Genomic DNA, 17,414 nt, shown 5'->3' with positions numbered 1-17,414 from the left:
AGTAAAAATTGAAAAAAACAAGAAAAGTGTATGTAGGAGATGTTGCCATAGGAGGAGGATCTCCTATTTCTATTCAATCAATGACAACAAAAAAAACTAAGAATATAGATGAGATTGTAGAACAAATCAATGCGTTTGAAAAAGCAGGATGTGATATATCAAGATCTGCTGTAAATTCTATAGAAGATGCTAAGGCGATAGGTGAGATTAAAAAAAGAACTAACCTACCTTTCGTAGCAGATATTCAATTTGATTATAAACTTGCTATAGCTGCAGTTGAAAATGGATGTGATTGTCTTAGGATTAATCCTGGGAATATAGGTGGCTCTGACAAAGTTAAAATCCTTGTAGAAAAGTGTAAGGATAAAGATATACCAATAAGAATAGGTGTAAATTCAGGGTCTGTTCATAAGGATATGATTGAAAAATACCATGGTGTAAATGTTGACTCATTAGTATATTCTGCACTTGAAGAAATTAAAACATTAGAAGATTTAGACTTTTACGATATTGTTATTTCAATAAAATCATCCGATGTAAATACAATGATTGATGTTAATAGAAAAATATCAAAACTTTGTGACTATCCACTTCATCTTGGAGTTACAGAAGCAGGACCACTTTACCAAGCCCTAGTTAAATCATCTGTAGGAATAGGTTCTTTATTAAAAGATGGAATAGGAGATACTATAAGAGTGTCTATAACAGGTGATCCTTTAGAAGAATTAAAGGCCGCCAAAACTATACTTAAATCTTTAGGTTTAAGGCGTGATGGAGTAGATCTTGTATCCTGTCCTACATGTTCAAGAACCACAGTAGATTTAGACACTATAGTAAAAGAAGCTGAACAAAGATTAGAAAGTCTTAAACTTAATCTTAAGGTGGCTATAATGGGATGTCCTGTAAATGGGCCTGGAGAGTCAAAAGAAGCTGATTATGGTATAGCTTGTGCAAATGGATATGGTTTTTTATTTAAAAAGGGAATAACACTTAAAAAAGTGAAGCAAGAAGAAATAGTAGATACACTTATAGAAGAAATATTGAAAGATAATAAAGATGAAAATTAGCCTAAATTCTTTAATACAAAGTAAGACTGACCATTATATAGAAAAAGCTACTTATTCTAAAAAATTAAATAAGCTTAAGCTTACTATTGTTGGTGCAAGTGATGAAAATATAAAAGAAAAACTTGAAAATTATTTTTCTTATACTAATCTTTCTTTAAACTTTGTAGAAACTAAAGCTAAAAAAGACATAAGTGAATCTATAGATGAATTTTATGAAAACCAACCCCTACCAGCTTATATTGATAATGGTTTATATGATGATATCTATGATATGGAAAGATTTGATGAAAAAAACCAGGATAATAAAAATAAAGATTCAAAAGAACTTTCAATAAAAGTTGAACCTAAAAAGGACGAAAGCTCTGAAACGAGTTTAAGAGATAGAAAAAAAATAGAACTCGAGTATATGATTCAAAATGCAAGGAATCAAAGGACAGAAAAAAAGGAAGAAAAAAATTCATTCGATATACTAAAATATGGCAGAAATATAAAATCTGAATTATTTAAGATAGAAGACATATATGATAAAAAAGGGCTTAATCTTTCTTTAAAGGGAGAAGTGTATGACATAGACATTTTTGAATCAAAAAGAGGCAACTTTATCTATTCATTTGACCTTGAAGATGAAAGTGATGCAATAGCTTGTAAAATGTTTGTAAATCCAAGAAATAAGGCAAAACTTGATAAGCTAAAGGATAGTGTTTACGTTCAAGTTGAAGGCGTACTAAACTATGACAACTACGCTCATGAAGATGTTTTTACTGTAAATTCTATGATTGAAGATACTAAAAAACTAAGACTTGATACTTATCCTAAAAAAAGAGTAGAGCTAGAAATTCATACAAAAATGACAAACCTAGATGGTTTTGTAGATATGGACCAGTTAGCTTCAAGACTTAAATCTTGGGGGCATGAGGCTTGTGGTATAACTGATACTGAAACCCTCCAAGCTTTGCCAGATATGTATGGTAAACTTAAGAAAAATAATATTAAAATGCTTGCAGGAAGCGAGCTATTACTCGTAGATAGAGATTTAAGAATTCTTACAAACAATCACAAAAAGGATATTTCCAATATTTCTGATATAAAAGATGCTGATTTTGTAGTATTTGACCTTGAAACTACAGGACTATTTAGGTATTCTGATAAGATTACAGAAATAGGTGCTGTGAGAATTTCTAATGGAGAGGTTGTAGAAGTTTTCGATGAGCTAGTTAATCCGGAAAGAATTATTCCTGATAAGGTAGTAGAGCTTACAGGTATAAAAAATGAAATGGTAATGGATAAGCCAAAAATTGATGAGGTTCTACCGAAATTTTTGGAATTTTCTAAAGATGCAATTCTTGTTGGTCAAAATGCTGATTTTGATATAGGTTTTATAAGAGAATCTTGTGAAAATTTAGGCTATGAATTTAAGCCTGTATATATGGACACTCTTCCTATGGCAAGGGCAGTATTTCCTGATATGGGAAGATTCTCCCTTGATAAGCTTGCTAAAAAGCTAGGACTTAGTGCCTTCAACCATCATAGGGCAAGTGATGATGCTTTAGCAACAGCCAAAGTCTTCATTAAACTTTTTAAAAAAATGAAAGACCTTGATCCAGAAATTAAAATTTTGAATATAAATAAATTTAAAACAGACTGGTTAATTGCAAGACATGAGGATTTTTCTTCTATAATTTTTGCAAAAAATTATACTGGACTTAAAAATTTATATAAGATAATTTCTGAATCTAGGATGAAGTACTTTTATAGGGAGGCAAAGACACCCTTTGATATTGTAAAAGAAAATAGAGAGGGTCTAATCCTTGGTTCTGGAGGAAAGGATGGTCTCTTATTTAAGGCTATAAGAGATAATTATGATGAAGAAATAATTGATGAAATTTGTGAGTTTTTCGACTTCTTCCAAATTGAAGCTATGGGAGTTTTTGCTGATGATTTAGAAAAAGGAGAAATAAGAAATAAAGAGCAGATTATAAATATTAATAAAAAGATAATTATGCTTGGTGAAAAACATAATAAGCTTGTAGTTGCAACAGGTTCTGTAAGGTATATGGATAAGAAAGATTATGTACTTAGAAATATTCTTCATAAGGGTCAATTTTTTCATTATGAGGAGAAAAATCCACTTTACTATCTTAAAACAACTGATGAAATGTTGGATGAGTTCTCATATCTTGATGATAAAATAAGGTCTGAGGTTGTAATTGATAATACTATAAAAATATCAGAATTAATTGATGATATAATGCCAATTCCTCATGAAACTTTTCCTCCAAAAATAGAAGGATCTGATAAAAAGCTGAGAGATACTACTTATCAGAAAGCTTACTCTATATATGGAAATCCACTTCCTGAAATTGTGAAAACAAGACTTGATAAGGAACTAGATTCGATAATTTCAAATGGATATGCAGTTTTATATATAATTGCGAAAGAGCTTGTGGAAAAGTCTAATAAAGATGGGTATTTAGTAGGATCTAGGGGTTCTGTAGGTTCATCATTTGCAGCTACCATGGCAAATATTACTGAAGTAAATCCATTAGCACCACATTATATTTGTCCAAAATGCAAGCACTCTGAGTTTATAACAGATGGCTCTATTGGAGCCGGAATTGATCTTCCAGATAAAAAATGCCCAGAGTGTGGAGCAGATATGTTAAAAGATGGCCATGATATACCATTTGAAGTTTTCCTAGGTTTTGAAGGGGATAAGGAACCTGATATAGACTTAAACTTCGCTGGAGAATATCAACCAACTATCCACAAATACACTGAAGAACTCTTTGGAGAAGGTAAGGTATTTAGGGCTGGGACTATAGGTACCATAAAAGATAATACAGCCTTTGGTTATATTAAAAAATATATGGAAGATAAGAATATCAGTCTTTCAAATGCACAAATAAGAAAATATCAAAGAGGACTTTTTGATGTAAAAAGAACAACAGGTCAACATCCAGGTGGACTTATGATAGTTCCAAATGACAAGGACATATATGACTTTTCACCTGTTCAATATCCGGCTGATGATGGAAGTGATGATATAAAAACAACTCATTTCACATATAATATGATGCATGGAGTTATATTAAAGCTTGACCTTTTAGGTCATGATGTACCAACAATTATTAGAAGTCTTCAAGACTTAACAAATACAGATCCACTAAAAATTAAGATGGATGATGAAAATGTAATGAACATCTTCTCGTCAACAAAACCTTTAAATATAGTCCATGATTTTTCAAACAATGAAATTGGAACATTGGGTATACCTGAATTTGGCACAGGTTTTGTAAGAAGCATGCTTAAAGATACTTTTCCAACCAAATTCTCAGAAATGACAAGAATATCAGGTTTATCCCATGGTACAGATGTATGGCTAAATAATGCTCAAGATTTGGTTAAGTCAAATAAAGCTGATTTTAGTCAAATCATTTCAACCCGTGATGATATCATGAATTCACTAATTAATTTAGGACTTGATAAGAAAAAATCATTTCAAATAATGGAAAAAGTTAGAAAAGGTAAACCATTAAGTGATGAAATCTTAGCATATATGAGAGATAATAATGTTCCAGAATGGTATATTGAGTCTTGCCTTAAGATAAAGTATTTATTTCCTAAGGCCCATGCAGTAGCATACTGTTTGATGAGTTATAGGATTGCCTACTATAAGGTATATTATCCAAAGGCCTTTTATGCAACTTATTTTACTACTAAACTTAATGACTTCCAATATTCAGTAATAATAAAAGGACTTAAGTCAATTCAATATGCTCTTAATGAAATAAATGAGCTTGAAAAACCAACACAAAGGGAGAAGAATCTAAGGAGCTTATTAGAGGTTGCAGAGGAGATGGCTGCAAGAGATATAAAAATAAAAAAAGCAGACCTATATAAGTCTGAAGCTTGTAAATTTATCTTGGATGAAGATGGAGAAATTCTACCACCACTTTCTGCGATTGATGATGTATCAGAGGCCATGGCCAAAGATATAGTAGAAGAAAGAGATAAATCTAAGTTTATTTCAATAGAGGATTTAAATAAAAGAACCTCTCTAAATAAAAATGCCTTAAATTCACTTAAAAATCTAGATATAGTTGACGGAATCCAAGAAGAAAATCAAATGTCTTTATTTGATTTATAATAAAATGGAGAATACCTAAAAGGTATCTCCATTTTTCCTTTGGATTTTTTTAATAGTCTTTTTAATTAATATAGATGCTTTTGTACTTAGCATAGATGGTGATTTCAAAATAGCAAAGTCATTAAAAAATATATCTTTGGCATTTTTAATAAAGTTAACATTATTTTTTTGTCTAAATGATATTAGAGATGTCCTATAACCACGAATCCTTAATTCGTTTATTTCTTTCTTTACAAGTTTTAAAGCTTCATCTTTCTCATAAGAAATATTTCTTCTTAGTCCCTTTTTATATATAGGTTTTAAATCAGATGGGTTTAAATCGCTCATAAAAATACTTATTCTATTTGAAACTTTCTTATCCATAGATCTGTAAGCCTTAAAGGCTGTACTATCCCTATTAAATCCTCTTCCATGATAGGAAAATACCTTATTACTATCTAAAGACTCATCAAAATCTTTAAGAATGTTTATTATAGTATAATAATCATAGGAAAGATATGAAATAATTCTTATTTTTATATTTGATAATTCTAGACTTTTAGCGAGGATATAAGCTGATATAGCTATATCATTTTCCATGCCAATCATTGATGCTGAAGAATCAAGAATAAGATCAACTGAAAGAGAGTTTATTCTTTTATAGTCTTTTCTTTCAAAGATATCTCCATTATTTAAAATTGCTCTATAAGAAAGCTTTGGATTAAGCCTACCAATTTTTGATATATAAGTATCATCATAGCTTATATTATTGTTTATTTTTCTAAAGCTCTTACTTAATTTTCTTATTTCAAAATCATATTGGGATTTTTTAGAATAGTATTTTTTCTTATTTTTTGCTATTGCCTTCTCTAACATATTTCTACTTTCTTTATCTTTAATCTCTTCTTTAATGGACTTAGTAAACCGTAATCTTTCAAGTTTATCTTCATCTTTACAAATATCTTGCTCAAGAATACTTAGTTTTTTATAATCTATAATTGACTTGCCAAATAATTTTTCAATTTCATCTTTCTTTTTTTCTCTTTTTTTAAATTTATAAAATGATAAGGGATTTTTAATATTATAATCCAGATTGACATATGAAGGATTAATTGCCCTTTCAAAAGAATGAGGAGTTTTATAATTGAAATGCTTTCTAAAAATCTAAGTCTAATCTCTTTTGCCTTAATATCATTATCAAAATCAAAGTATTTTTCATATATACTTTTAAATTGATTTTTTAAAGATTCTTCATCATTAATACTATAAAGATCTTCTAAAAGGTTAAGCTCACTTTTTTTAAGTCCCTTAAATTCTTTATTCAAAATATTGGCCATATGCTTTGATGTAAGTAGATAGACTTTTATATTCCTATATGAAAGAGTTCTTCTATTAAGATCGTTCTTATTAGAAAAAAAATCTCTAGCATAGTCATTTCTTAAGTTTTGAATGTTTATTCTTTTAGTATGGTTAAAAATATAATTTTCAAGACCAAGCCAGCTTAAACTATCATATCTATCTTGATACTTTGATTCTTTCCATGTGTTAAATAACTGCTCTATATTGTCCTTTCCAAATACCTTATAGGATAGACCAATAATCATATTAAAATAAAAACTTGGATTAGAACTTATATCATTGCCTACAAATATAGGATCAATAGAATAGTCTTCTGCCATATCCCATATAAGATTATAAATTCTTTTCCTATTGGCGTTTTTAAAGTCATTCATTAAAAACATCCTTATAGTATGTTCTATCCTTAAATCTTGTCATAATTAGATCCTCTATAAGTTTTTTTTCAAATTCATCAAAACTTTTATTAACTACGGTGAGTTTAAGTGCATTTTTAAGGTTCAAGCCTTCTTTTATTAGGTCAAAACTATCAAATAAGGATCTCAAGTCAGGACTTACAGTTAAAAGCTCCCCATTTTCAGCTTTAAGCCTTAGGTCAAAGAAAAAGGATGTAAAGTTATCTATATATTCATCTTTCATATTTTTATATTGACTTTTAATTAATAATTTCAAGTCATCTTTTTTTATTATAGGCATTTGAATTATGACAAATCTAGATAAAAGAGCTTCATTTAAATCTCTAGTTCCCTCATAATCGTAGTTCATTGTAGCTATAAATCTTGTGGCAGGATGAAGCTTGAGATTTTCATATCCAGGAATCTCTAGCATTCTCCTGTAGTCAAGAATTTCATGAAGAACGGCGATTGCTTCATTTTTTGCCATATTTATCTCATCTAAAACACCGAATCCTCCATATTTAGCAGCTTTATAAATTGGACCAGGTCTAAATATGATTTTTCCATTTTTTAGAGTATCACCACCAATAAGGTCATATGCATCAATATTTATATGAAAGGAAGAAGTCCATAAGGGTCTATTAAAAAGATAAGCTAAGTTTTCAACAAGTACATTTTTGCCTGTTGACTTATCTCCAACTAATAGGAGGTTTTTCCCTGCAAGAATTGAACTTATAGCTTCTTTATAAATTTCTTCACATACATAAGGAAATTTTGCTTTCTTAATTAGGTCTTTGACACTAGGATCTATATCGTAACTATCTCTAAATATTTTAATTTTATTTTCTAATTCTTCATTAATCATTTCTACCACCTAAGGATATTATACTTAAATAGATTAACATTTAAATTGAAAATGTTATGCTTAGTAGTATAATAAAAATAGAAAAAGAGTGGACAAATCCACTCTTTTAATATGTAAAGGGGAAGGTTATGGATTTAATAAGTAGATTAAAAGAAAATTTAGAAACAGGTATTAATAATCTTGGCTATGAGCTTGTAGATTGTGAGTTTGTTAGTGAAGGTAAAAATAAAATATTAAGATTTTTCATATATAAGAAAGGCGGAGTTACAATTGATGATTGTGAGAAAGTATCTAACTTCTTAAATGAAAAATTAGACGAATTAGACCTTATAAAATCCTTCTATTATCTAGAAGTATCTTCTCCTGATCTTTCAAGACCCCTAAAGACTGATAGAGACCTTGAAAGAAATAAAGATGAGCTTTTAAACGTTAAGCTTAAAAATGGGGATGTTATTCTTTGCCATATCAAAGAAATCAAGGATGATTATTTGTTATTAGACAAAGAAGGAGAAGATTTAAAAATTGCTAAAAGTGATATCAAAACTATCAAAATAGAGATAGTATTCTAGGGGGAAAGATGAATAAAGAATTTATATTAGCCTTAGAGGAAATAAAAAAAACCAAGAATGTTGATAAGAAGATAATTCTTGAGGCATTAGAAAAGGCCTTGGTTAAGTCTTACCAAAAAAACTATGATAACAATGAGAATGTTGATGTAAATATAGATGAAGAAACTGGTGAGATTGAAGTATATTCTCTAAGAGATGTAGTTGAAGAAGTAAGTAACCCTTATGCAGAAATCACTTCGACAAAGGCTAAAGAGATTGACTCAAAGCTTAAAGTTGGAGATGTATGTAGGGTTAAAATTGCACCTAAAAATTTTGGAAGGGTTGCAGCACAAACAGCTAGAAATATTGTTATACAAAAAATTAGAGATGCCCAAAGAGATTCTGTTTACAGTGAATATCTAGATAGGGCCAATGATATTATAACAGGAATAGTTCAAAGACAAGATAAGTATAATGTATATATAAATCTTGATAAAATTGAAGGAATTATCCCTACAAAAGAGCAAGTTGATAGTGAAGTATATACACCTAATCAAAGAATCAAGCTTTTAATTAAGGATGTTAAAAATACAACAAAAGAACCTCAAATAATTCTCTCAAGAAGAGATAAAAACTTGGTTGAAAGATTATTTGAATTGGAAGTTCCGGAAATAACCAATGGTATAATTGAAATTTATGCCATAGATAGGGAAGCTGGTTCTCGTACAAAGATTGCTGTATATTCAAATGATCCTGAAATAGACTCTATTGGAGCATGTATAGGGTATAAGGGAAGTCGTGTAAATTCTATAGTAGAAGAATTACAAGGTGAGAAGATAGATATAATAAATTATGACAAGGATATAAAAGTTTATATAAAAAATGCCCTATCTCCAGCAGAAATTATAGATGTCCATATAAATGAGAAGAAAAAACAATCTTTAGTCATAGTAAGAGAAGATCAACTTTCATTAGCCATAGGTAAAGAAGGTCAAAATGCAAGACTTGCTGCAAGGCTTACAGGTTGGAAGATAGATATAAAAAGTGAAGCAGAATATAAGTCATTAAGCCAAGCAGAAATAGATGACATACTTGGCCTAAATGAAGAAGAGGCAGAAGAAAATGAGTCTGAAATAGTAGAAGATAGTAGTAAAAATCTTGACGATGAAACTGCTACAAAAGATATATTAGAAAATGATTCAAACTTAAAAGAATTAGAAGAGATTTCTAAAGATAATAAATTAGAAGATTTTGAAGTGTCTGATAAGGATGATCCAGATGATGATGATTTACTTAATATAGAAAAAGAAGATTTAGAATCCTTATCAGATGATCTAGATTCACTATTGGATGATTCAAACGATTATTTATAGATTTATTAAACTAATATGGTGAGATAATGAAACAAAGAAAAATACCACAAAGAAAATGCATAGTTTGTGGAGAAAACAAAGATAAAAATGAACTTATAAGAATAGTTAAAAACAAAGAAGAAGGAATAATACTTGATCCTACTGGAAAGAAAAATGGTAGGGGTGCCTATATATGTAAGGATGAAAATTGTATAAATGAGGCAAAAAAGAAGAGAAAATTAGAAAAAGTTTTTAAAACTGAAATTAGTGATAATCTTTACGAGGAGATAATTGCTATGAAATAAAAGAGGTGATTATATGGCTAAGAAGCTTAGAATATATGAATTAGCAAAAAAATACGATGTAACTACTAAGAAAATGTTAAGTTTGTTAAATGATGAATTTGGACTTGATATAAAATCACACATGTCTATGTTATCAGGGGATGACTTAGCAATAGTTGAGGAATATTTTAAGGAAGAAGAAGAAGAGGAAGAGGAAGAAGTTATAGAAAATACAAAAGAAGAAAAAAAGAAAAAAGATAAGTCTCAAAACAAAGACAAGACATTTAATAAAAACAAGAAGAGAAAGAAAAATAAAAAGCAAAATAAAAGGTCAAAAAAGTCAACAAAAAGACAGGCAAAAGAAGACAATAATAATGATGATGGAATAATTCAAATACCAGAGTCAATATCAGTAAAGGCTTTTGCTGATAAAATAAATGAAAATGCTAACCAAGTAATAATGAAACTTATGGGACTTGGTGTAATGGCAGGTCTTAATGACCAAATAGAATTTGACCAAGCAGAACTTATTGCACTTGAATTTAACAAAGAAATCTCAAAAGAAGAAAAATTAGATGAAATTGAGATGCAAGAAAAAGATCTTGACTTTGAAGATAATGAAGAAGACTTAGTAACTCGTCCTCCAGTAGTTTCAGTAATGGGTCACGTAGACCATGGTAAAACATCAATCCTTGATGCTATAAGAAATACACAATTTGCATCAGGAGAAGCAGGTGGAATAACCCAACATATAGGTGCATCAACTGTAAATATCAATAATAAGGAAATTGTATTTTTAGATACACCAGGCCATGAAGCCTTTACTCAAATGAGAATGAGAGGGGCTCAATCAACAGATATAGCAATCCTTGTTGTAGCTGGTGATGATGGGGTAATGCCACAAACAATAGAGGCTATAAACCATGCTAAAGCTGCTGAAATTCCAATAATAGTTGCAATTAATAAAATGGATAAGGAAGAATCAGATTCTAATAGAGTAAAACAAGAGCTTACAGAATATGGTCTTATTTCAGAAGATTGGGGTGGAGATACTATTATGGTAGAAGTATCTGCAAAAACAGGTGATGGAATAAAAGACTTACTTGAGATGGTACTTCTTGTTGCTGAAATGAGAGAGCTTAAGGCAAATCCAAATAGGGATGCTGTAGGTATAATAATAGAAGCCCAACTTGATAAGGCAAGAGGAGCTATAGCAACAGTCCTTGTACAAAAAGGAACACTCCACGATAAAGACTACGTAGTAACAGGATCTTCATCAGGAAGAATAAGAGCTATGTTTAACTCAAAAGGAGAGACTATATCTGAAGCAGGTCCATCAACACCAGTTCAAATCTTAGGTTTATCTGATGTTGCTGAAGCAGGAGATAAGATATTTGCTGTAGAAGATGAAAAAACAGCAAGAGCCTATGCTGATCGTGCTAAAGAGCAAAAAAGAGAAGAAAGACTTATCCAAAAATCAAACACTAATCTTGAAGATATGTATGAAGGTATTGAAGAAGGTGAGCTAAAAGAACTTAATATCATAGTTAAAACAGATGTTAAGGGTACTGTAGATGCAGTAAGTTCTTCATTCGCTAAGCTATCAAATGAAGAAGTATTTGTAAATGTAATTGCAGGAGCAGTAGGTGGTATTACAGAGTCAGATGTCCTACTAGCTCAAGCTTCAAATGCTATAATCATAGGATTTAATGTACGTCCAACCCAAGGTGCTTTACAAATGGCTGAAGAAAATAATATTGAAATAAGAACATATTCAATAATCTATGAAGCTATAGAAGATGTAGAAAAGGCCCTTAAGGGTATGCTTGATCCTGAATTTGAAGAAAAAGTTCTGGGACGTGCCAAAGTTCAACAAACATTTAAAGTTCCAAATGCAGGAACCATAGCAGGTGTTCTAGTAACAAATGGTTCTATACCAAGAAGAGCAAAGATAAGATTATTAAGAGATAATGTAGTAATCTTTGATGGAAATATAGAATCTATGAAAAGATTCAAAGATGATGCAAAAGAGCTCAATAATGGCTATGAGGGTGGTATAGGTCTTGAAAAGTTCAATGACGTTAAAGAAGGCGATGAATTAGAAGCCTATGAAATGATAGAAAAAGAAAGAGATTTATAATGGATAAGAGAAGAAGTTTGAAAATATCTTCACAAATGCAAAAGGAATTATCAAAAATACTTGCAGAAGATATAAATGACCCTAGGCTATCAGAAAATGTCATAGTATCCATTACTGAAGTTGAAGTTACAAATGACCTTTCATTTGCTGATATTTATGTATCAGTATTAGGAGATGAGAGTAAAAAAGAATCAGTAATAGAGGCATTCGAAGATGCAAAAGGATTTATCAAAAGACTTATAGGTGAAAGAATGAGACTTAGGTCTATGCCTAAATTTAGGTTTAAATATGACAATTCTATAGAGCGTGGTGTCTATATGGATAAACTAATTGCAGAAACAATTGCAAAGGATGAGAAAAATGCCGGAAATAGAGAAGATTAGCAAAAGTCAACTTGATAAATTTAAAAAATTAATTGATGAGGCTAAGAATATTGCAATATCTGCCCATATAAATCCAGATGGGGATGCGCTAGGTGCATCCCTTTCTCTTAGGAAATCTTTAGAAAAATATGGTAAATTTGCTGAAGTTATACAAATCAGTGAAGTAGATAATTACCTAAAATTTTTTCCTGATTTAAGTCAATATAAAAAACCAAGCTTAGACGAATATGATTTATTTATAATAGTAGATTGTTCAGAATTTGATAGGATAGATAAGGCAATAGAAATATGCGAAAAATCAAAGAACACTATAGTAATTGACCATCATAAAGGTGGAAAGATAGATACAGACTTAAATATAATTTACTCAGATTCTCCAGCCACATGTGAGTTAGTTTATGAAATAATTAAAAGACTCAAACTTCCTATAGATAATGAAATAGCAACACTTCTTTATATAGGTCTGGTAACAGATACTGGAAGATTTTTATACTCGAATATAAGTGAATTAACTTTTCTTACAGCAGCTGAACTTATAAATGAAGGTGCAGACTATGAGTATGTTTATAAAAATCTCTATCAAAATAAGGAAATTTCTAAATTAAGATTTGAAAATCATATCCTTTCTAAAGTTGAATTCAACAAACCATATGCCCTAGTTGGGGTAAGTAAGAAAATGTGTGAAGACTTTTCGATGCAAATGGGAGATAGTGAATCAGTTGTAAATATGCTTAGAGATTTAAAAGGAATTGAAGTGGCCTGTCTTATAAAAGAGTATGATGATGGTGAATATAAGATTTCTTTAAGAAGCAAAGAATGGCTAGATGTATCCAAAATTGCAAGAGATAATAATGGAGGAGGACACATTAGAGCGGCTGGCTTTTCACTTTATGAAAAAAATATGGAAGATGCCTTAGATACTATGAGAAAAATCTTAAAAGAGGCCATAGATGACTAATGGAATTCTTTTAATAGATAAGGAAAGTGGGATATCATCTGCAAAGTGTGTCTATATGTTAAGAAAAAAATTATCTATAAAAAAAATAGGTCATGCAGGCACACTTGATCCCCTAGCAACAGGACTATTACCTCTTCTAATAGGTAAAGCGACAAGAGTTTCAAACTTTTTGATGGATGAAGTAAAAGTTTATGAGACTCTTGCCTTTTTTGGCGAAAAAACAGATAGCCAAGATAAAACTGGTAAAATAATTGCTAAATCATCTAATTTATTTAGCAAAAAAGACTTAGAAATGACAATTAAAGGTAAATTTATAGGAGATATTGAACAAATACCTCCCATGTATTCTGCCCTAAAATATAATGGTCGCAAATTATATGAGCTTGCACGAGAAGGAAAGAATGTAGAAAGGAAAAAAAGAAATATAAAAATCTATGATTTTGAAATCCTTTCATTTGACTTTCCTTTTGCAAGATTTAAGATTACTTGTTCAAAAGGCACTTATATAAGAACACTTGTAAATGATTTGGGAGAGGAATTAAAAACTTTTGCCAATGTACATGAGTTAAGACGAATAAAAGTGGGAGATTTCCACATAAAAGATTCTATAAAAAGCGAAAATTTAGAAAATATTCCTATGGTTAAGATAAAAGAAAAAATAATTCCAATAGATAAGGCCTTATTAAATATGGACAAAATAATTCTAGATAAATCAAATTTAAAAAAATCTATAAATGGTATGACAATAAAACTAGCCAATAAAAATGATATAGAAAATATTAGGGTATATGTGGAAGATGAATTTATAGGAATAGGAAAGATTTCAAATAATGCATTGAAACTAAAGAGGGTATTTTATGAAGGATAATATTAAAGTATTTGACCTAGACAATAATCAAATTGAACTTAGTCCTAAGGCTGTAAGTTTGGGAAATTTTGATGGAGTTCATAGGGGACACCAAAAACTTATGAAAGAAAATATAAAAATATCCAGAAATTTCGGACTTACTCCGTCTGTCCTATTGTTTAAAGAAAATACCAAGAATATATTAAATGGAGAAAAAGAATATCTGACAAGCCTTGACGACAAAATAGAAATATTAAATGATATGGGAATAGAATGTTTCTGTTTTTTAGAATTTTCAGAAGAATTTAAAAATTTAAGTCCCAGAGAATTTATCAAAGAAATCTTATATGAAAAACTAAATACCAAGTATGTCATAGTTGGGGATAATTATCGCTTTGGGAAAATGGCCAAAGGAGATATAAATACATTAAAATCATATGAAGAGGACTTTGGCTATAAGACAAAGGTGGTAGATTTTGAGCTTGATAATGGAAGAATTATAAACTCAACAGATATAAGAAAAATGGTAAAAGATGGGGAAATAAAAAAAGCAAACTTTGATTTGGGACATCCATTTAAGATAAAGGGAAAAGTTGTAAAGGGAGCACAAAGAGGAAGATTATTGAATTTTCCTACAGCAAATCTTATGCTAAACTTCAACTATATAAAAGCTAAATCTGGAGTATACTTTACAAGAGTAAGAATAGATAAGGAAAGCTACTTTGCCCTAACAGATATAGGAACCAATCCAACCTTTGGTCCAAATGATATAAAAATTGAAACCTATATATTGGATTTTTCCAAAGATATATATGGTAAAAATATGACCGTAGAATTTCTAGAATACTTTAGGCCTGACTATAAATTTAAAAATGCAGAAGAGCTAATCGAACAAATGAAAAAAGATAAAACTAGAGGATACAATTTAATAGATAAATATAGAAAAGAGTAGTTTATAACTGCTCTTTTTTATTTAATTTAGAAATATTTTTAGTTTGATAATATATATAATATATACATAATTAAGTTTGTGAAAGGAGAAAACTTATGAAAAATTCTAAGAAAATAGCTGTGGCATCTTTATCATTTATATTGGCTTTACCTACATTTACTAGTTTAGCAAATAGTTCAAATGTAGCGGTAACTGGATCTAATACTATAAAATTAGATGAAAAAACTGAAAATGAAGAATTAAAATCAGATATAGGTCATATGGAATACAAATCAGAAAAAAATTCAGACCATAAGATTAATAATAAAGAAGAAAAATCTCAAGAAAATAAAAATGCTGACAAATTAGATTCTGAATTAAAAGAAAATCTAAGTATTAAAGAAGAATCAAATTTAAATAATGATGTAAATGCAAAGTCAAACTTAGAAGAAAGAACGAAACTATAACTAATCTTACTAATTCTAATGAGAAAATCAATATAGAAAATGATTCTAACAAAGAAGAAACTAAAAATGCTAAATCATCTCATGAAATTGATGATATTTATCAAAAAGCAATAAAAGACTACACAAAATCTAACTTAATTCCTGTTGTTTTAAATATGCATAAAAATTTTGTAGAAGATAGATCTGAGTATTATATATCAAAAGAATTTGACGATAAGCTAACCAAAAAAGCTAACGAATTGAAAAAATTAATTAAAGAAAATAATATTGATATAAATGATAAAGAATCATTAGTTATGGCTAGTGATGATATAATAAAGGTTGCTAGAGAACTAAATTATATGTTTAGAACTGGAAAAGAAGACTTTCATTCAAAAATATTTCATGGCTTGAGCCTAAGTGGTAATGGTAAGAATAATAATTTAGATGGTAGCAAAAAAGACACAGGTAAAGAAGAAACAGGAAAAGAAAATTTAGGCGAAAAACCGGGAACAGAAGAACCAGGTGAGAAACCAGAAAATAAAACAAGCAAAGAAATAAAATCTATAAGAAAATTAAATAATAATGAAGTATCAAATCCAAAAACTGGTGTTTCTAGTCTTTCAAGTATTCTTGGACTAATTGCAACATCAAGTATTGTCTTATTTAAATCTAAGAGAAATAGATAAGTTTTAAAATAATCTATAAATAAAAATGCACTAAACTGAAAAACAGTAGGTGCATTTTTATTGTAGATAAAAACTAGAAAGAATTTATTCTAGTTTGTTATGAAATTATAATAGTATATACTCATTTAGATATCAGGATTAACCTATTGATTTTCCAGCTTTAGGACCAGAGTCTAGAGTATAGATTTTTTCTATATTTATTATTATAGTTGCAGCCTTTGGTTTTACACCAACAGTTTTTTCTGCAAGAGCTATATGTTCATCATCTGTATAAGATTTGGCTCTTCCTTCAAATCTATATCCATGATTATTGTCTCTATCAACATAACAGATAATAATTTTACCATTATCCTTGATATTAGCATGATGTCTACCACCAGTATTTTCACAGTAGATAAATTTGCCATCTTCAAGTATTCTCATGGTTCTTTTAGGCCCAATGTTAGGAAGTCCATTATTATCAACCGTTGCTATATAGGCAAGTTGTTTTGAGATTAATTCTTTCATATCATCAGTAAATTTCATTACATACTCCTTACTCGTTAATTGATAATTAAATTCATTATCAATTATATTTTATAATAATTTCATAAAAATTACCAGTATTTTTTAAAAAAAGTTGAATTTTTTAAGTCAAAAATATCTTTGCAAAATAAAATATATTTGGTATAATATCAAAGATACCTTAACTATGGATTAAGTTTCCTCGAACTGTTTCATGGTTTGGGCGTATTGAAATTTAGGAGGATAGATATATGTTAAACAAAGAAGAAAAAACACAAATAATAAAAGATTTCCAAAAAGATGAAAAAGACACAGGTTCACCAGAGGTACAAATTGCTATTCTTACAAAAAGAATCAAAGATCTTACAGAACACTTAAAGGCTAATAAGAAAGACCACTCTTCAAGAAGAGGACTTTTCAAAATGATTAGACGTAGAAAAGGTCTTTTAACATATCTTATGAATAATGATATTGATAGATATCGTCAAATCATTGAAAAACTTGGATTAAGAAAATAGTTAAA

General features: G+C 29.4%; 17 protein-coding genes. 13 read left to right on the top strand and 4 right to left on the bottom strand.

Features of this window, described 5'->3' with window-relative positions; translation table 11 throughout:
- Positions 1 to 8 precede the first annotated feature (8 nt).
- Both ispG and FYJ26_RS02235 read left to right on the top strand, forming a co-directional pair.
- Complete coding sequence (ispG, locus tag FYJ26_RS02240) at positions 9 to 1,067, top strand: flavodoxin-dependent (E)-4-hydroxy-3-methylbut-2-enyl-diphosphate synthase (protein ID WP_154539201.1); 1,059 nt, start codon at positions 9 to 11, stop codon at positions 1,065 to 1,067.
- Positions 1,057 to 5,214, top strand: a complete 4,158-nt coding sequence (locus FYJ26_RS02235; protein ID WP_154539199.1) for a PolC-type DNA polymerase III — start codon at positions 1,057 to 1,059, stop codon at positions 5,212 to 5,214. Before ispG ends, FYJ26_RS02235 begins: the two co-directional genes overlap by 11 nt.
- Before the next feature lie 15 nt (positions 5,215 to 5,229).
- On the opposite strand, the gene FYJ26_RS02230 is transcribed toward FYJ26_RS02235, so the two are convergent.
- The 3 genes from FYJ26_RS02230 to FYJ26_RS02220 all read right to left on the bottom strand — a co-directional run bounded on the left by FYJ26_RS02230 (position 5,230) and on the right by FYJ26_RS02220 (position 7,809).
- On the bottom strand, positions 5,230 to 6,069 hold the full coding sequence (locus FYJ26_RS02230; RefSeq protein ID WP_154539197.1) for a cobaltochelatase CobT-related protein: 840 nt from the start codon (positions 6,067 to 6,069) through the stop codon (positions 5,230 to 5,232).
- 116 nt (positions 6,070 to 6,185) lie between these two features.
- A complete protein-coding gene (locus tag FYJ26_RS02225; protein WP_154539195.1) occupies positions 6,186 to 6,926 on the bottom strand; it encodes a hypothetical protein in 741 nt (246 codons plus the stop codon).
- Positions 6,919 to 7,809, bottom strand: a complete 891-nt coding sequence (locus FYJ26_RS02220) for an ATP-binding protein (RefSeq protein ID WP_154539193.1) — start codon at positions 7,807 to 7,809, stop codon at positions 6,919 to 6,921. The genes FYJ26_RS02225 and FYJ26_RS02220 overlap by 8 nt, the downstream gene beginning before the upstream one ends.
- A 128-nt stretch (positions 7,810 to 7,937) precedes the next feature.
- On the opposite strand from FYJ26_RS02220, the gene FYJ26_RS02215 reads away from it, so the two are divergent.
- From FYJ26_RS02215 to FYJ26_RS02170, 10 genes are all read left to right on the top strand, one after another.
- Positions 7,938 to 8,378, top strand: coding sequence for a ribosome maturation factor RimP (locus tag FYJ26_RS02215; protein ID WP_154539191.1), 441 nt, complete (start codon positions 7,938 to 7,940; stop codon positions 8,376 to 8,378).
- Between the two features lie 8 nt (positions 8,379 to 8,386).
- A complete protein-coding gene (gene nusA / locus FYJ26_RS02210) occupies positions 8,387 to 9,730 on the top strand; it encodes a transcription termination factor NusA (protein ID WP_154539189.1) in 1,344 nt (447 codons plus the stop codon).
- A 26-nt stretch (positions 9,731 to 9,756) separates the two neighbouring features.
- Positions 9,757 to 10,014: an RNase P modulator RnpM gene (gene rnpM, locus FYJ26_RS02205; RefSeq protein ID WP_154539187.1), complete on the top strand. Its 258-nt coding sequence runs from the start codon at positions 9,757 to 9,759 to the stop codon at positions 10,012 to 10,014.
- 13 nt (positions 10,015 to 10,027) lie between these two features.
- The gene (gene infB, locus FYJ26_RS02200; RefSeq protein ID WP_154539185.1) at positions 10,028 to 12,133 is read left to right on the top strand and encodes a translation initiation factor IF-2; all 2,106 of its coding nucleotides are present in this window, start codon (positions 10,028 to 10,030) and stop codon (positions 12,131 to 12,133) included.
- Entirely contained in the window at positions 12,133 to 12,516 is a 384-nt protein-coding gene (gene rbfA, locus FYJ26_RS02195; RefSeq protein ID WP_154539183.1) for a 30S ribosome-binding factor RbfA, read from the top strand. The genes infB and rbfA overlap by 1 nt, the downstream gene beginning before the upstream one ends.
- Positions 12,494 to 13,474 carry a DHH family phosphoesterase gene (locus tag FYJ26_RS02190; protein ID WP_154539181.1) on the top strand — a complete coding sequence of 327 codons (981 nt, stop codon included), beginning with the start codon at positions 12,494 to 12,496 and terminating at the stop codon, positions 13,472 to 13,474. Before rbfA ends, FYJ26_RS02190 begins: the two co-directional genes overlap by 23 nt.
- Complete coding sequence (truB, locus tag FYJ26_RS02185; protein WP_154539179.1) at positions 13,467 to 14,342, top strand: tRNA pseudouridine(55) synthase TruB; 876 nt, start codon at positions 13,467 to 13,469, stop codon at positions 14,340 to 14,342. Before FYJ26_RS02190 ends, truB begins: the two co-directional genes overlap by 8 nt.
- Entirely contained in the window at positions 14,332 to 15,273 is a 942-nt protein-coding gene (locus FYJ26_RS02180) for a bifunctional riboflavin kinase/FAD synthetase (protein ID WP_154539177.1), read from the top strand. Before truB ends, FYJ26_RS02180 begins: the two co-directional genes overlap by 11 nt.
- Before the next feature lie 95 nt (positions 15,274 to 15,368).
- Positions 15,369 to 15,719 carry a hypothetical protein gene (locus tag FYJ26_RS02175; RefSeq protein ID WP_154539175.1) on the top strand — a complete coding sequence of 117 codons (351 nt, stop codon included), beginning with the start codon at positions 15,369 to 15,371 and terminating at the stop codon, positions 15,717 to 15,719.
- A gap of 155 nt (positions 15,720 to 15,874) precedes the next feature.
- Complete coding sequence (locus tag FYJ26_RS02170) at positions 15,875 to 16,387, top strand: hypothetical protein (RefSeq protein ID WP_154539173.1); 513 nt, start codon at positions 15,875 to 15,877, stop codon at positions 16,385 to 16,387.
- A 138-nt stretch (positions 16,388 to 16,525) separates the two neighbouring features.
- On the opposite strand, the gene FYJ26_RS02165 is transcribed toward FYJ26_RS02170, so the two are convergent.
- Positions 16,526 to 16,912: a pyridoxamine 5'-phosphate oxidase family protein gene (locus tag FYJ26_RS02165; RefSeq protein WP_154539171.1), complete on the bottom strand. Its 387-nt coding sequence runs from the start codon at positions 16,910 to 16,912 to the stop codon at positions 16,526 to 16,528.
- 230 nt (positions 16,913 to 17,142) lie between these two features.
- On the opposite strand from FYJ26_RS02165, the gene rpsO reads away from it, so the two are divergent.
- Entirely contained in the window at positions 17,143 to 17,409 is a 267-nt protein-coding gene (rpsO, locus tag FYJ26_RS02160; protein ID WP_154539169.1) for a 30S ribosomal protein S15, read from the top strand.
- The last annotated feature ends 5 nt before the right edge of the window (positions 17,410 to 17,414 follow it).

The organism is Anaerococcus porci (assembly GCF_009696575.1).
Lineage (GTDB): Bacteria > Bacillota > Clostridia > Tissierellales > Peptoniphilaceae > Anaerococcus > Anaerococcus porci.
This window is presented reverse-complemented; position numbering and strand designations above follow the sequence as displayed.

Coding starts and splice junctions, on each gene's coding strand:
- FYJ26_RS02235 (WP_154539199.1), top strand. CDS start 1,057: ATGAAAATTAGCCTAAATTCTTTAATACAAAGTAAGACTGACCATTAT.
- FYJ26_RS02230 (WP_154539197.1), bottom strand. CDS start 6,069: ATGTTAGAGAAGGCAATAGCAAAAAATAAGAAAAAATACTATTCTAAA.
- FYJ26_RS02225 (WP_154539195.1), bottom strand. CDS start 6,926: ATGAATGACTTTAAAAACGCCAATAGGAAAAGAATTTATAATCTTATA.
- FYJ26_RS02220 (WP_154539193.1), bottom strand. CDS start 7,809: ATGATTAATGAAGAATTAGAAAATAAAATTAAAATATTTAGAGATAGT.
- FYJ26_RS02215 (WP_154539191.1), top strand. CDS start 7,938: ATGGATTTAATAAGTAGATTAAAAGAAAATTTAGAAACAGGTATTAAT.
- nusA (WP_154539189.1), top strand. CDS start 8,387: ATGAATAAAGAATTTATATTAGCCTTAGAGGAAATAAAAAAAACCAAG.
- rnpM (WP_154539187.1), top strand. CDS start 9,757: ATGAAACAAAGAAAAATACCACAAAGAAAATGCATAGTTTGTGGAGAA.
- infB (WP_154539185.1), top strand. CDS start 10,028: ATGGCTAAGAAGCTTAGAATATATGAATTAGCAAAAAAATACGATGTA.
- rbfA (WP_154539183.1), top strand. CDS start 12,133: ATGGATAAGAGAAGAAGTTTGAAAATATCTTCACAAATGCAAAAGGAA.
- FYJ26_RS02190 (WP_154539181.1), top strand. CDS start 12,494: ATGCCGGAAATAGAGAAGATTAGCAAAAGTCAACTTGATAAATTTAAA.
- truB (WP_154539179.1), top strand. CDS start 13,467: ATGACTAATGGAATTCTTTTAATAGATAAGGAAAGTGGGATATCATCT.
- FYJ26_RS02180 (WP_154539177.1), top strand. CDS start 14,332: ATGAAGGATAATATTAAAGTATTTGACCTAGACAATAATCAAATTGAA.
- FYJ26_RS02175 (WP_154539175.1), top strand. CDS start 15,369: ATGAAAAATTCTAAGAAAATAGCTGTGGCATCTTTATCATTTATATTG.
- FYJ26_RS02170 (WP_154539173.1), top strand. CDS start 15,875: ATGCATAAAAATTTTGTAGAAGATAGATCTGAGTATTATATATCAAAA.
- FYJ26_RS02165 (WP_154539171.1), bottom strand. CDS start 16,912: ATGAAATTTACTGATGATATGAAAGAATTAATCTCAAAACAACTTGCC.
- rpsO (WP_154539169.1), top strand. CDS start 17,143: ATGTTAAACAAAGAAGAAAAAACACAAATAATAAAAGATTTCCAAAAA.